12 protein-coding genes and 2 tRNA genes are annotated in these 14,590 nt (G+C 65.5%); 2 read left to right on the plus strand and 12 right to left on the minus strand.

Features of this window, described 5'->3' with window-relative positions; genetic code table 11:
• Window positions 1–58: 58 nt before the first annotated feature.
• From ACW178_RS10470 to ACW178_RS10485, 4 genes are all read right to left on the minus strand, one after another.
• Window positions 59–2,788, minus strand: coding sequence for a valine--tRNA ligase (locus ACW178_RS10470; protein WP_492024536.1), 2,730 nt, complete (start codon window positions 2,786–2,788; stop codon window positions 59–61).
• A gap of 103 nt (window positions 2,789–2,891) precedes the next feature.
• Window positions 2,892–3,515 carry a DUF2497 domain-containing protein gene (locus tag ACW178_RS10475; RefSeq protein WP_152950304.1) on the minus strand — a complete coding sequence of 208 codons (624 nt, stop codon included), beginning with the start codon at window positions 3,513–3,515 and terminating at the stop codon, window positions 2,892–2,894.
• A gap of 158 nt (window positions 3,516–3,673) precedes the next feature.
• Window positions 3,674–5,209, minus strand: a complete 1,536-nt coding sequence (locus ACW178_RS10480) for a TolC family outer membrane protein (RefSeq protein ID WP_054765829.1) — start codon at window positions 5,207–5,209, stop codon at window positions 3,674–3,676.
• A gap of 136 nt (window positions 5,210–5,345) precedes the next feature.
• The gene (locus ACW178_RS10485) at window positions 5,346–5,975 is read right to left on the minus strand and encodes a protein-L-isoaspartate O-methyltransferase family protein (protein WP_183215442.1); all 630 of its coding nucleotides are present in this window, start codon (window positions 5,973–5,975) and stop codon (window positions 5,346–5,348) included.
• 134 nt (window positions 5,976–6,109) lie between these two features.
• On the opposite strand from ACW178_RS10485, the gene ACW178_RS10490 reads away from it, so the two are divergent.
• A tRNA-Cys gene (locus ACW178_RS10490) sits at window positions 6,110–6,183 on the plus strand.
• Window positions 6,184–6,440: 257 nt separating this feature from the next.
• Here ACW178_RS10490 and ACW178_RS10495 read toward each other — a convergent pair.
• Entirely contained in the window at window positions 6,441–7,265 is an 825-nt protein-coding gene (locus ACW178_RS10495) for a TrmH family RNA methyltransferase (protein WP_287105080.1), read from the minus strand.
• Between the two features lie 62 nt (window positions 7,266–7,327).
• Between ACW178_RS10495 and ACW178_RS10500 the strand changes: the two genes are divergently transcribed.
• A tRNA-Asn gene (locus ACW178_RS10500) sits at window positions 7,328–7,402 on the plus strand.
• Window positions 7,403–7,502: 100 nt separating this feature from the next.
• Here the strand turns inward: ACW178_RS10500 and ACW178_RS10505 are convergent.
• From ACW178_RS10505 to cyoA, 7 genes are read right to left on the minus strand one after another with little or no spacing between them, the layout of a single operon-like run.
• The gene (locus ACW178_RS10505; protein ID WP_054765832.1) at window positions 7,503–8,039 is read right to left on the minus strand and encodes a response regulator transcription factor; all 537 of its coding nucleotides are present in this window, start codon (window positions 8,037–8,039) and stop codon (window positions 7,503–7,505) included.
• Window positions 8,036–9,373, minus strand: a complete 1,338-nt coding sequence (locus ACW178_RS10510; protein WP_287105078.1) for an ATP-binding protein — start codon at window positions 9,371–9,373, stop codon at window positions 8,036–8,038. Before ACW178_RS10510 ends, ACW178_RS10505 begins: the two co-directional genes overlap by 4 nt.
• Window positions 9,370–10,119: an SURF1 family protein gene (locus tag ACW178_RS10515; protein WP_321208060.1), complete on the minus strand. Its 750-nt coding sequence runs from the start codon at window positions 10,117–10,119 to the stop codon at window positions 9,370–9,372. Before ACW178_RS10515 ends, ACW178_RS10510 begins: the two co-directional genes overlap by 4 nt.
• A 21-nt stretch (window positions 10,120–10,140) precedes the next feature.
• On the minus strand, window positions 10,141–10,536 hold the full coding sequence (gene cyoD, locus ACW178_RS10520) for a cytochrome o ubiquinol oxidase subunit IV (RefSeq protein ID WP_152950309.1): 396 nt from the start codon (window positions 10,534–10,536) through the stop codon (window positions 10,141–10,143).
• The gene (cyoC, locus tag ACW178_RS10525) at window positions 10,533–11,159 is read right to left on the minus strand and encodes a cytochrome o ubiquinol oxidase subunit III (RefSeq protein ID WP_054765835.1); all 627 of its coding nucleotides are present in this window, start codon (window positions 11,157–11,159) and stop codon (window positions 10,533–10,535) included. Before cyoC ends, cyoD begins: the two co-directional genes overlap by 4 nt.
• A gap of 3 nt (window positions 11,160–11,162) precedes the next feature.
• Window positions 11,163–13,163, minus strand: a complete 2,001-nt coding sequence (gene cyoB, locus ACW178_RS10530; protein ID WP_333896477.1) for a cytochrome o ubiquinol oxidase subunit I — start codon at window positions 13,161–13,163, stop codon at window positions 11,163–11,165.
• A 13-nt stretch (window positions 13,164–13,176) separates the two neighbouring features.
• Window positions 13,177–14,391 (minus strand): ubiquinol oxidase subunit II, encoded by a 1,215-nt coding sequence (gene cyoA, locus ACW178_RS10535; protein ID WP_492024537.1) that lies wholly within the window; start codon window positions 14,389–14,391, stop codon window positions 13,177–13,179.
• Window positions 14,392–14,590: the final 199 nt, after the last annotated feature.

A 14,590-nucleotide genomic window follows, 5' to 3' on the forward strand; every position in this document is an offset into this window, starting at 1 on the left:
TGGATCGAGCCCCCTCCACCGCTTCGCGGTCCTCCTCCCCCCGCGGGAGAGGATTGGGTCATCCGATCTCGCTGAGCCGCGCCAGCGCCGCCTGCAGCTTGACCTTGCCGGCTTCCGCCTCAGCCAGCTTCATGCGCTGCTCCTCGACCACTTCGGCCGCGGCGCGCGACACGAAGTTGGGATTGCCCAGCTTCTTGTTCACATGGCCGATATCGGCGTCAAAGACGGCGATCTCCTTTTCCAACCGCGCCCGCTCGGCGGTCAGGTCGATGATCCCCGCCAGCGACAGCGCCGCCGTCGATCCGCCCGAGACGAAGGTCACGGCCCCCGTCGGCGCGGCCTCCGCCGATCCGACCTCGGACACGCGACCTAGGGTCAGGATCAGGTCGCGATGGCGCGCGATTCGCTCGGCCGTGGCGGCGTCCGGCGCGACGAAGGCCAACGGCGGCTTGGCCGACGGCGGCACATTCATCTCGGCCCGCAGCCCCCGGATTTCGCCGACCAGATCGACCAGCCAGCCGATCTCGGCCTCGGCCGAGGCTTCGATGAAGCCGTCCGGCAGCACCGGCCATTCGGCGCCGATCAGCAGGGTCTCGCGCGCCGGCCCCTCCTTGCCCAGCTCGGCCCACAGCTCCTCGGTGATGAAGGGCATGACCGGGTGCAGCAGCTTCAGCGTCTGGTCCAGGGTCCAGGCCGTCATGGCTCGCGTTTCGGCCTTTGCGGCCTCGTCCGAGCCCTGGAAGATCGGCTTGGCCAGCTCCAGATACCAGTCGCAGAAGACGTTCCAGACGAACCGGTACAGCGCCCCCGCCGCATCGTCGAACCGCCCGCCCTCGATGGCCTCCGACACGGCCCGCTCGGCCTTGGTCAGTTCGCCCCGGATCCAGCGGTTGATCGTCTGTTCGACGGTCGCGGGATCGAAGCCCTCGACGCGGGCGCAGCCGTTCATCTGGCTGAACCGTGCCGCGTTCCACAGCTTGGTGCCGAAGTTGCGGTAGCCCTCGATCCGCTGCTTCGACAGCTTGATGTCGCGCGTGCCAGACAGGATGGCCATGGTGAAGCGCAAGGGATCGGCGCCCAGCTCATCGATGATGCCCAGGGGGTCGATCACGTTCCCCTTGGACTTTGACATCTTCTGGCCCTTCTCGTCGCGGACCAGGCCGTTGATGATGACCCGCTTGAACGGGACCTCGTCCATGAAGTGCAGGCCCATCATCATCATCCGGGCGACCCAGAAGAAGATGATGTCCGCCGCCGTGACCAGATCGCTGGTCGGATAGAACCGCTCCAGATCCTCGGTCTTCTCGGGCCAGCCCATGGTCGAGAACGGCCACAGGGCCGAGGAGAACCAGGTGTCCAGCACGTCCTCGTCCTGGGTCAGGGCGACCTCGGAATCATAGCCCGCCATCGCTTGTTCGCGGGCGTCCTCTTCGGTCTCCGCGACATAGATCTCGCCGTTCGGACCGTACCAGGCCGGGATGCGGTGGCCCCACCACAGCTGGCGGCTGATGCACCAGGGTTCGATGTTGCGCAGCCATTCGAAATAGATCTTCTCGTAAGACTTCGGCTCGAACACCGTCTCGCCCTGCTCCACCGCCTTCAGCGCGGGCTGGGCCAGAACCTTGGCGTCGACGTACCACTGGTCCGTCAGCCAGGGCTCGATGACCACGCCGGAACGGTCGCCGTGCGGCACCACATGCTTGGTCTTCTCGATCTCGCGCAGCCAGCCCTCTTCCTCGGCGCGAGCCACGATGGCCTTGCGCGCGGCGAAGCGGTCCATGCCGACGTATTCGGCCGGGATTTCCGGCACGTCGTCGGCGACGATCCGGGCGAAGGCGTCCATGACGTTCAGGGCCGGCAGGCCGGCGCGCTTGCCGACGCCGAAGTCGTTGAAATCATGCGCCGGGGTGATCTTGACCGCGCCCGAGCCCTTGGTCGGGTCAGCATACTCATCAGCCACAACGGGAATACGGCGTCCGGTGATCGGCAGGGTCACGAACTTGCCGACCAGCCCCTTGTACCGCTCATCCTCCGGATGAACGGCCACGCCGGTGTCGCCCAGCATCGTCTCGGGCCGGGTCGTCGCCACCACGATGAAGTCGCGCGTCTCCCATTCCGTCGCCTCGCCGTCCTCGTCAAAGGCGACGGGGTGTTCGTAGGTGACGCCGTCCGCCAGCGGATAGGCGAAATGCCAATAGGCGCCGTCCACCTCGCGCTGCTCGACCTCCAGGTCCGAGATGGCGGTCTGGAAATGCGGATCCCAGTTCACCAGCCGCTTGTCGCGATAGATCAGGCCCTCCTTGTGCAGTTGCACGAAGACCTTGCGCACGGCCGCGTTCAGCCCCTCGTCCAGGGTGAACCGCTCGCGCGACCAGTCGCACGAGGCCCCCAGGCGGCGCAGCTGGCGCACGATGGTCCCGCCGCTCTCGGCCTTCCACTCCCAGACCTTGTCGATGAAGGCGTCGCGACCCATGTCGCGCCGCCCGACATTTCCGGCGGCGGCCAGCTGGCGCTCGACCACCATCTGGGTGGCGATGCCGGCGTGGTCCGTACCCGGCAGCCACAGCACCGCCTTGCCCTTCATCCGGTGATAGCGGGCCAGGATGTCCTGAAGCGTATTGTTCAACGCATGGCCGATGTGCAGGCTGCCCGTCACGTTCGGCGGCGGAATGACGATCGAATAGGCGCCCTCGGCCCCTTCCGTGCGGGGCGCGAACAGGCCGCTCTCTTCCCACTGGGCGTACAGGCGGGGTTCGGCGGCCTGGGGTTCGAAGGTCTTTTCGAGCATGGGTCTTCTTTGATCGTTGTCGTGCGGCCAGGGCGCGGCCTTGAATGACAAAGGGCGGCCCCTTCAGGAGCCGCCCCTCGATAGTCTGAGGTGAAGCGAAGGGCTAGGCGCTGCGCGCGATGCGTTCGACTTCCCTCTGTACCGCCGCCTGGACGATCCCCGGCAGATTGTTGTCCAGCCAGTCCTTGAGCAGCGGACGCAGCATTTCCGCCACCATCGCCTCGACCGTATTGCCGCTGACGAAGCTCATGTCGCCTCCCGCCGGCGCAGGCGCGGCCTCCGGCTTCTTGAAGCTGGCCGCCAAGCCCGCAAAGGCCGAGGCGGCGCTGGCGGCGGCGCTTTCGCCAACCAGGGCATCATAGCCGCTGGACGCCGCAGGCGCCGGCTCCGTCGCGGCAGGGGCCTCTTCAACGGCTTCGACCACATCCAGATCGCCGATGCTCTCGGCGGCAGGCGGCGCTTCATAAAGCTCGGTCAGCTCGAGAACGTCTTCTTCCGCAGCCGCTGGCTGGGGCTCGGCATCGGCGACCGGCTCCGGCTGGGCGGCGAAGATGGTCTCGGCCGGTTCCGGCTCAGGCTCCGGCTGGGGTTCCGGTTCGGGGGCGGCTTGCGGCTCCGCCGCCGCAGCAGCGGGGGTTTCCGCCGGCGCCTCGTCTTCGGAGATGATCCGGCGAATAGACGCCAGGATCTCCTCCATGGTCGGTTCCTGCGCGGGCTGATCGGTCATGGCTAAACCTTGGAGAGACCTGGAACAAACTGAGACACGACGCCAGACGTCGCGACACGCCCCGAAAAGACTGCTGATCCCCCCGGCCGCCCGTTTGTCGTCGCACCAACGCCCACCGGAATCAACGGGCGTTTTAGGCTTGAAGGCTGATCAGAGGCTCAATTCTGCGGCGCCGTCTCGACAACTTCGCTTTTCAGCTGGGCGTCGATCGGGGCGTCGGGCGCATCGTCAGCGTCCACGACGGGCGGCGAGGCCACCCGGTCCAGCGCCTCGATCACGCCGTCCCAGGGCAAGGCCCCGCGATTGCGCACGCGGTCGTAGTTGGCCTTGGCGTCATAGGCTTCCAGCGTCGGGTTCAAGGCAGGCCCTTCCAACTGTCCCATGGCCGACAGCAGCGAGGCGCGGGCGACATATTCGGCCGCACGCGCGCTGGCCAGGGCGGTCTGGGCCGAGCGCAGAGCCACTTCCTGGTTCAGCACGTCCAGAGTGGTGCGAAGGCCCACCTGGGCCTCCTGCCGCACGCCCTCGGCGGCGACGGAGGCGGCGCGAACCGCCTCGTTCCCCGCAGTGACGTTCGCCCGTGTGGACAGAACCTGGGCGTAGGCGGAACTGACGTTCTGCAGGATGGTGCGCCGTTCGGCCTCGATGGCGATCTGGGCGGCGTTGGCCTGTTCCAGGGACTGGGCGACCCGCGAACGGTTCAGGCCGCCGGTGAACAGCGGCACCGACAGGGTGGCGCCGGCCGTAAAGCTGCGGCGATCCGCCAGCTCATCCAGATTGCTGAGGTCGGTCGCCGTACCGCCGTAGGAGGCTGTCGCGCGAATGGAAGGCAGATATTCGGCGCGCGCCGCCGCCACCGCCGCCTCGGCCTGCTGAAGCCGGTATTGCGCCGCCAGAAGACCGGGGTTGCGCGCCAGGGCCACCTCCATGGCGGCGTCGAAATCGGCCGGAATCGTCGGCAGGACGGGGGCGGCCTCCAGGTCGGTCGGCGACTGGCCCACCACGGCGGCATAAGCGGCGCGCGAGGTCGACAGTTGCGCCCGCGCGCTGGCCAGGTCGGCCTGCGACTGAGCCAGGGAGGCTTCGGCCTGGGCCACGTCGGTGCGGGTGATCTCCCCCACCTCGAACCGTGCGCTGGTCTCTTCCAGCTGGCGCTGAAGAACCGACAGATTCTCCTCGCGAATACGCAGGATCTCCATGTCGCGGGTGACGTTCACATAGGCCTGGATCACCGCCAGCATGACCGACTGTTCGGTACCGCGCAGGGTCTCCCGGCCCGCCAACACCCCGGCGCGGGCCTGGTCGATCGCCAGGGCGCTGCGTCCCGCCGTCCAGATGTTCTGGGACAGGCTGACCCCAGCCGTGGCGCCGTCGCTCTCGCTCGAGGAGCTGGAGACCTGGGTGTCGGGCACGCCGTCATTGTTGGTGTCGACGAACTGGGTCACGGTCGGGAAGTCGTTGCGGGTGTAGCTGGCCCCCACCGAACCGCTGAGCGTCGGCCGCAGGCCCGACCGCGCCTGAACGACCGTCTCGTCCAAAGCCCGCTGGTTGGCGCGTTGCGCCAGCAGGTTCGGATTGGTGCGATAGGCCAGGGCGATCGCATCCTGGAGGGTTTCAGCCCAGGCGGGCGCGCCCAGTCCGGTCACGAGAGCAACCACAGCGGCCGAAGCCAGGGTACGCGAGCGTTTCAACATTGTCCGTCCTTGCCTGACGCCCCCGCGAGCGTCCGATGTTCTTCAGCGTAACTGCGGCTTCCGCCCGTTCCACGCCAGTTAAGTTTTTTTCACGCTCACCGCCGAGTCCAGGCTGCACCCGGGCTTACCGTCGGTTTCACAGGGCGAAACTGGGCGCCGGCGTCAGTTCCGCCAGGAGGGCCGGCGACGAATCGAACAGTTCGCGGCGAGACAGCCCTTCTCGGCCCTTGGTGTAGAGGGCCGCCTTGCCGATAGCGCCGCGACGCTCGACCAGAACCATCCGACCGCCGATCCGCAGGGCGGCGCCCCAGGCGTCCGGCAGGGCGGCGACGCCGCCTTCGCAGACGATCAGATCCCAGCCCTCGCCGACCGGTCGGCTCAGCGGGGCCAGGGCCGTCGCGACGCCTTCCGCCTCCAAAGCCGCCCCGACAACGTCGAACACCGCCTGTTCGGCTTCCTGAGCCGTCACCGTCAAGCCCATGCGCGCTAGCACCGCCGCAGCATAGGGCGCCGCTATGGCCAGGGCCTTTTCGCCCTCGCGGGCGTCGGCGGCCTGAAGCAGTTTCGACAAATCCCGCGCCGGCATCAATCGACGGTCGGCCGCGATCTCGACCTCGGCATCCGAATAGGCGGCGAAGATCCGGTCTGGCGCGCAATAGTTCTCGCGCGGCACCGCCATCATCGCCTTGTGGATCTCATGGCTGGTGACATCGTTCACGCGAACCTGGGAATCGACCATGGCCTTGCGCTCGGCAGTGAAATCCATCTGTGGTCAGCCTTCAAACGGGAGGGGGAGAGGAATTATCGCGTGCTTATAGTTCCGTGCGTTGCAGCGGACAATCCGATCTGATAGCGAACGCCCCTCGCGATGACCGCCCCCGAGTGATCGGGGATCACAGCGGCCTGATGGCGGAGTGGTGACGCAGAGGACTGCAAATCCTTGCACCCGGGTTCGATTCCCGGTCAGGCCTCCATCGCGAAGAGACGCTGCACTGAAAAGGGGCGCGAACCGCACGGTTCGCGCCCCTTCTGTCTCAGCCGCCGATCCGAATCAGACCGGTGCGGTGATCCACCCGATCGCACCGGCCGCGCCCAAGGCGGCGACACCCAAGGCGATAGCCAGAGCGACCCTGGCGTTCCTGTTCAGAAAGTACAGAAGATTCATGATCAGCCCCCCCCAGCAGGCCGATGGTCGCCACAACTTCGTTCGACACGCAAGGTGAATAGAAGGTTAACGCTTAAACTCTGGGTGATCTCCGTTCGATGTCATCTGATACAGAGCCAGGGCGCTGGTCGCCGCGACATTCAGCGAATCAAAGCCGCCCGCCATGGGAACGCCGACCGCCCGGCATCGACCGATCACCTCTGGGGGAAGGCCCGGCCCTTCGGATCCCAACACGACGGCCACCGGTCCGCTGCGACGATAGTCGGCCAATCGCTCGGTCGCCGAGGGCGTCAGCGCCAGCACCTCGACGCCGGCCGCTCGAAGCGCCTCGACCAAGGCTGACGCCCTGGTTCCCACGGCGAATGGGGTTCGCAGCACGGCCCCGACGGAAACCCGAATGGCCTTGCGATAGAAGGGGTCGCAACAGAGGTCGTCCAGAAGAACCGCCCGCGCGCCAAAGGCGGCCGCATTGCGGAACAGGCCGCCCATATTGTCGTGATTGCCGACGCCGCAGGCCACGACGAACACATCATCTGCTCGCACGTCGCACAGCAGGGCCTCGACGGAAGCCGTCGCCGGCTTCTCCCCCAGGGCCAGGATGCCGCGGTGCAGGGCGAAGCCCGCGATCCCGTCGAGCACCGCCTGGGGCGCCGCATAGACGGGAACGTCGGCCGGAAGGATCGCAATCACGTCCGCCAGCGCCTCGACGCGCTTCTGCGCCAGCAGGATCGCGCGTGGACGACAGCGTGAAGCGGCGGAGGCCAGAACGCGCAAAACCACCTCGCCCTCGGCCACGAACAGTCCCTCTCGGCCGGTCAGGTCCCGTTCGCGGATGTGGCGAAAGCCGGCGATCCTCGGATCGTCAGGGTCATGGATGGAGATCGTGCGCATTCGTCATTTTCCCCATTGCACGAATCGAACGGCCGCTGCTATAGGCCCGCCTCCCGAGCAGTTCCGCGGTAGCTCAGTGGTAGAGCAGCCGACTGTTAATCGGCTGGTCGTAGGTTCGAATCCTACCCGCGGAGCCACTCGGGATTAGTCGCCGACGAGATCGGCGGCGCCCCCTTCCCTTCACATCCGATCGCTCACCGCCGCCTTTCGCATGCGGCGACGACCTCGGCCTGTCGATCAGGTGACGCGGCGTTTCTCCAGCTTTCGCGCCAGGGTGCGGCGGTGCATGCCCAGGCGGCGGGCGGCCTCTGAGATGTTGAAATCGGTCTCAGCCAGGGTCTCGTGAATGCGTTCCCATTCCAGAGTCTTGATGGAGGTGGGGCGAGTAGTCAGCGGCGTATCGGCGTCGCCTGCGGCCTTGCCGAAGGCGGCCTCGATGTCGTCGGTGCTGGCCGGCTTGGCCAGATAGTGGCGGGCGCCCAGTTTGATGGCCTCCACCGCCGTCGCGATACTGGCGAAGCCGGTCAGGACGACGATGTTCATCTCGGGGTCCAGTGCATGCAGGGTGGAGACGCAGGCCAGGCCCGAGGCGCCCCCCAGTTTCAGATCCACTACGGCGAAGCCGGGCCGATGCGTCTTCAAAACCTCGCCCATCTGGTCGGGGCCGTCGGCGCTGACGACAGTGTAGCCGCGACGCTCGAAGGATTTCCGCAGGGTGCGCGAAAAGGACTCGTCGTCCTCGACGATCAACAGCACGGGGGCTTCATCGCTCATGGAAGTTCTCCAGCAGAATTATCCTCCGGCGCCAGGACGTCGATCGGGACGGTCAGCCGCACCTCTCCCCCGCCTGCGGCGGGATTGGACGCTTCGACCACGCCGCCGAGGGAGCGGATCACATTGACCAGCAGAAACAGGCCCAGGCCCGCGCCAGGGCGATCCTTCGTCGTATTATAGGGCTTGCCCAGCCGCTCAAGAACCGTGGCGGGGAAGCCCGGCCCATTGTCCCGCAGCGTGACCTGCAAACAGCCTTCGGTCACCGTGGGCGTGACGATGACCCGCCGGGCGCCCGCCTCGACCGAATTGTCGAACAGGACGCTCAAAACCTGTCGCAGGGCCGGGTCGGCGATGATCCGTGGATCGAGTCCGTTCCACGGCGTCAGCTCCACCTTCACGCGGCTGTCCCGCGCGCCCCAGCCGTCGGCGACCTCGCGCAGAAATCGCACCAGGGTAGTTTGGGTCGGCGCCTGTCCCCTCGCCTCTCCGGCCGACATCAGAATGCCGGTCACAATGGATTTGCAGCGCTCGACCTCGGCCTGCATCACCTGCATGTCCTGGATCAGATCAGCGTTGGCCTTCAGCAGAGGCATGCGACGCCAGTCGCTGAGGATGACCGAGAGGGAGGCCAGGGGCGTCCCCAACTCATGGGCCGCCCCGGACGCGAGCAACCCCATGCGAACGATGTGATCCCGCTCGGTCGCCTGCTGCCGAATGTCCGCAAGATAGGCGTCCCTGGCTCTCAGATTCTCCGTGATCCGGGTGATGAAAAGCACCAGCAGCACCGCGATGAGCAGAAAACAGATCAGACCGCCCGCCAAATAGAGGCTTAAGCCCCCGCCATGCTCCCCAGGGAGGTCGAGCGGCCGGTTGAACAGACCCAAGCCTGCGAAACACAGGCTGGTCACGACGATCAGCGACCAGGCATAGGCCGGCGCCAGAAGCACGGCGCCCAGGACCACCTGCAAAATATAAAGGGCGACGAACGGATTGGTCGAGCCGCCGGTCAGGAACAGTTGCCACGTCAGGGCGGCGACGTCGGCGAGAAGCGCCAGCATCAGTTCCTGATCGGATATGGCGTCGCGCCTCTGGGTCAATGGAATGCTGATCAGGTTCACCACCACCAGACCGGCCGGGGCGATCAGCAGCCAGCCGATCGGAACCCGAATATCCATGACGAAGTGGACGATCAGGATGGTGGCGATCTGTCCCGCCACGGCCAGCCATCGCAACTGCACCAGAAGGCGAAGATTGCGGCGGTTTACGGCTTCCTGAGACACCGCCGTCTCGCGCCAGTCGCCCATTCCGAACAGGCGCTGCAAGACCGAGTTCATGGCGCCGCCCGTCGACGTCGCGTTTCGCGCGCCAAGACGCCGTATCCGACCAGGGTCAGCAAGGCCATGCCGAACCAGGTGAGGGCGTAGACGAGATGAGAGTTCGGAAAGGCGATGACGGTCAATCCGCCGCGCGGCCATCCGTCCGGGTTCGGTCGGGCGTCGGCGTCGATGAAATAGGGTGCGGCGTTCGACAGGCCGCGCGCCGCCGCAATGGCCGCGACGTCGCGCGAATACCAGCGCCCCGCGCCGGGATCATTGGCGCGAAGAAAGCCGCCTCCGGGCTCGGTGACGCGCAAAAGACCCACGACGGTCTGCGGACCGCCCACCTGCGCGCCGCTTCGAGTCTCGGGCGCGCGCCTCTCGGGGGTAACGAAGCCCCGGTTGACCAGAACGGTGAAGCCTTGCGTCGTTCGCAGCGGCGTCAGAACCCAGAAGCCGGCGCCATAGTCGGTCACCGCCTGAACCAGGGTCTCGCGGCCATGATCGAACACGCCGCGGACCATGACCCGTCGGTACTGATCATTGGCCTGAGACAGCGTCGCCCAGGCGGCGGGGCCCGGCGCCGGTTGAGGGGCGGCGTGAACCCGGGCGTCCACCTGTGCGATCAGCTCGGTCTTCCACCTCAGCCGCTCGAGCTGCCAGACGCCGAGGGCGACGAAGCCGGCGAACAGCAGGGCCGCGCCCAGCCCGGCCCAAAGCAGAACCGGGGAGGTACGCCGCGCGATGGACTGCCGGGCCTGGATGGCGGTCTCCTAGCCGTCCTCTCAGGAGGACATCTGGCTCATGTCATGGGTGGAGGGCATCATATTGGTGTTCAAATGATACATGACCCACAGCGAGCCCGACAGGGCGATGACCACGACGATGATCGTGAAGATCAGGGCCAGCATGGTCCAGCCGCCTTCGGACTTCGAATTCATGTGCAGGAAGTAGATCATGTGGACCACGATCTGCACCACGGCGAAGGCCATGACGATCAGGGCGGTGGCCTGGGTCGGCAGGACCCCGGTCATGACCAGCCAGAAGGGGATGGCGGTCAGGATCACCGACAACACAAACCCGATGAGATAGCTCTTGAAGGAGCCGTGATTATGCCCCTCGTGGCCCAGGTGGTCGGTGTCGTGGGACTCCGGCGAGTGGTCGTTCTTGTCGGCGCTCATCGAACCATGCCCAGCAGATAGACGAAGGTGAAGACGCCGATCCAGATGACGTCGAGGAAGTGCCAGAACATCGACAGGCACATCAGGCGGCGCTTGTTGGCGGGGATCAGCCCCTTCCAGCTCACCTGGACCATCAGCGTCACCAGCCAGATGATGCCGAAGGTCACGTGCAGGCCGTGGGTGCCGACCAGGGTGAAGAAGGCCGAGAGGAAGGCGCTGCGTTGCGGCGTCGCGCCTTCATGGATCAGGTGGGCGAACTCGTAGAGCTCGATCCCCAGGAAGGCCAGACCGAACAGGCCGGTGACGGCCAGCCAGATCAGGGTCTGGCGCGTCTTGTTCTTGTCCATCGCCAGCATGGCGAAGCCGTAGGTGATCGACGAGAACAGCAGCATGGCGGTGTTGACCGCCACCAGCTCCAGGTCGAACAGCTCTTTCGGTCCGGGGCCTGCGGCATAGTTGCCCCCCACGACGCCGAACACGGCGAACAGCATCGCGAAGATGAGGCAGTCGCTCATCAGATAGAGCCAGAAGCCCAGCATGGTGCTGGAGCCTTCCTCGTGATGCGGCTCCTCTTCCAGGTGGAAGACGTTCGGGTCGTCGATCTTGATCGCCGTCGCGCTCATGGATCAGGCCTCCGTTCCGGCCAGGAGGCGGGTGCGCGCCTCTTCGGTCGCGCGGACCTCATCCGCAGGGATGTAGTAGTCGCGCTTGTAGTTGAAAGTATGGGCGATCGAGACCGCCAGCACGCCCAGGAAGCTGAGCGCCGCCAGCCACCAGATGTACCAGACCAGGGCAAGCCCCATCACCAGGCACAGGCCGGAGATGATGACGCCGGCGCCCGTGTTCGAGGGCATGTGGATGGCCTTGTAGCCGCTCAGCGGGCGCTGATACTTCTTCTTTTTCATGTCCCACCAGGCGTCGGCGTCATGGACGACGGGGGTGGAGGCGAAGTTATAGGCCGGCGGCGGCGAAGAGGTCGCCCATTCCAGAGTCCGGCCGCCCCAAGGGTCGCCGGTCGTGTCGCGCAGCTTGTCGCGATTGATGATCGAGACCGCGAACTGGATGAACATGGCGGCGATGCCCAGGGCGATGACGCCCGCGCCGATGGCCGCGATCACGAACCAGATCTGCAGCGACGGATCGTCGAACACGCGCATCCGGCGCGTCACGCCCATCAGCCCCAGAACGTACAGGGGCGCAAAGGCCAGCCAGAAGCCGGGCACCCAGCAACAGAAGCTCACCATCCCCCAGAACTTGTCCAGCTTGAAGCCGAAGGCCTTGGGCCACCAGAAGTTGATGGCGGCGAACAGGCCGAACAACACCCCGCCGATGATGACGTTGTGGAAGTGGGCAATCAGGAACAGCGAGTTGTGCAGCACGAAGTCGGCCGGCGGCACCGCCAGCAGCACGCCCGTCATACCGCCGATGACGAAGGTCAGCATGAAGGCGACCAGCCACATCATCGGCAGTTCGAAGCGGATACGGCCGCGATACATGGTGAACAGCCAGTTGAAGATCTTCGCGCCCGTCGGGATCGAAATGATCATCGTGGTGATGCCGAAGAAGGAGTTCACCGAGGCGCCCGAGCCCATGGTGAAGAAGTGGTGCAGCCACACCAGGTACGACAGGATGGTGATGACGACCGTGGCGTAGACCATGGAGGTGTAGCCGAACAGCTTCTTGCCCGAGAAGGTCGAGGCGATCTCCGAAAAGACCCCGAACAGCGGCAGGATCAGGATGTAGACCTCCGGGTGACCCCAGATCCAGATCAGGTTCACGTACATCATCGGATTGCCGCCGAAGTCGTTCGTGAAGAAGTTGGTGCCGACGTAACGGTCCAGCGTCAGCAGGGCCAGAACGGCGGTCAGGACAGGGAAGGACGCCACGATCAGGACGTTGGTGCACAGCGAGGTCCAGGTGAAGACCGGCATCTTCATCATGCCCATGCCGGGCGCGCGCATCTTCACGATGGTGGCGATCAGGTTGATGCCGGACAGGGTGGTCCCCACCCCCGCGATCTGAAGCGCCCAGATATAGTAGTCGACGCCGACGCCGGGGCTGTAGCCGATGCCCGAGAGCGGCGGATAGGCCAGCCAGCCCGTCCGGGCGAACTCGCCGACGAACAACGAGGCCATGACGATGACGGCGCCGGCCGTCGTCATCCAGAAGCTGAAGTTGTTCAGGAAGGGGAAGGACACGTCGCGCGCGCCGATTTGGAGCGGCACGACATAGTTCATGATGCCCGTCACCAGCGGCATGGCCACGAAGAAGATCATGATCACGCCGTGGGCGGTGAAGATCTGGTCATAGTGGTGGGCGTTCAGATACCCCTCGGACCCGCCGAAGGCCATGGCCTGTTGCAGGCGCATCATGATCGCGTCGGCGAAGCCCCGCACGAACATGATCAGACCCAGGATCATGTACATGATCCCGATCTTCTTGTGGTCCACGGTGGTGAACCACTCCTTCCAGAGATAGCCCCACAGTTTGAAATAGGTCAGGGCGCCGACCAGGGCGGCCCCGCCGAGCACGACGACGACCATGGTCGCGAGCACGATCGGCTCATGCGGCAGGGCCTCGAGCGTCAGCCGCCCGAAGATAAGGGGAATGAGGGTGTCAGCGTTCATCGACTGTGTTCGCTCAAGCGTTGGGGGCGGAACGGACGTCGGTCGAAACCGCCCCCGTCGATTGTTGTGATCGGGACAGCGCCGCCATCGGCTGTCCCTGAAGCGACAGGCCCTGCTCCATCAAAGGAGCCAGGCTGACCGGGGCGCTGACCGAATCCAATTCAGCGCGGCGAATACGCTCTGCGGCGGCCGCCTCGGCCTGCAAGGGGGTGCAGATGGTCATCACATAGCTGTCGTCGGAGCCGAAGACGGCGGCGTTCTTCCCGCGGCCGGCGTATTTGTCATAGACCAGCGGCATGGTGTTGCGCACCGAAGCCATGGTGAGGCCGCCCTTGCGGTCGATCTGCATCATCTCGCCCATGCACATCTTGCCGGGCTCGACACACATATTGAGGATGGCGTCCCACAGTCCGCCTTCGACATTGGCGAAATAGAGGGCCGGGACCTTCTCGCTGGGCTTTTCCAGTTCCAGATAACGCTCGCGGTCCAAGGCCTGACCGCCGCGCCGCACGCCGGCGATCCAGCCGTCGAACCCGGCCTGATCGACCCCGTGGAAGACGAAACGCATGTGCGAGAAGCCGTCGCCCGAATAGTTGGCCGAAAAGCCCTCATAGTCGCCGGGCCGGTTGATCACGGCGTGCAGCTTGGTCTCCATGCCGGGCATGGCGTAGATCTGACCCGCCAGGGCCGGAATATAGAAGGAGTTCATCACCGAGGAGGAGGTGATGTGGAACCGGATCGGACGATCCACCGGCGCAGCCAGTTCATTGACCGTCGCCACCCCGTACTGCGGATAGATGAACAGCCACTTCCAATCCAGGGCCACCACATTGACCTGCAGGGGCTCGACGTTTTCCGCCACGGCCTGCCCCGGCTTGATCCGATCGATCGGGCGATAGGGGTCCAGAAGGTGCGTGCCCGCCCAGGTCAGGGCGCCCAGGCAGATGATGATCAGCAGCGGCGCCGCCCAGATCACGACTTCCAGATGGGTCGAGTGGTCCCAGTCGGGCTGATATTCGGCCTCCTTGTTCGACGCCCGGTATTTCCAGGCGAAGAAGACGGTCAGGCTCATCACCGGCACGATGATCAGCAGCATCAGCAGGGTCGACACCATCAACAGATCGCCCTGCTGCTGGGCGACGTCGCCTGCGGGTTTCAGGACGACCAGGTCGCAGGCCGACAGCGCGGCTGCCAGGGGCGCGAGCAGGAGTAGGCGCAGAAGGCGCAAGACGGCTCCAATCGGAAAACGTCGGACAAGGGGGAGGAGTCGCGACGGTTGGCGTTCGAATTCGGCCCGATAGTCAGCTTCGACGCGGAACGACATTGGACAATCTGTCCTATCCCCTTGGACCGCCTTTCATCGCAAAGGGCGCGCGGTCATAATACGGCGTCAGTGCCGCGACCTTCCAATTTTACCCGTTTTACGG

Source organism: Brevundimonas sp. AVps4 (assembly GCF_058681525.1).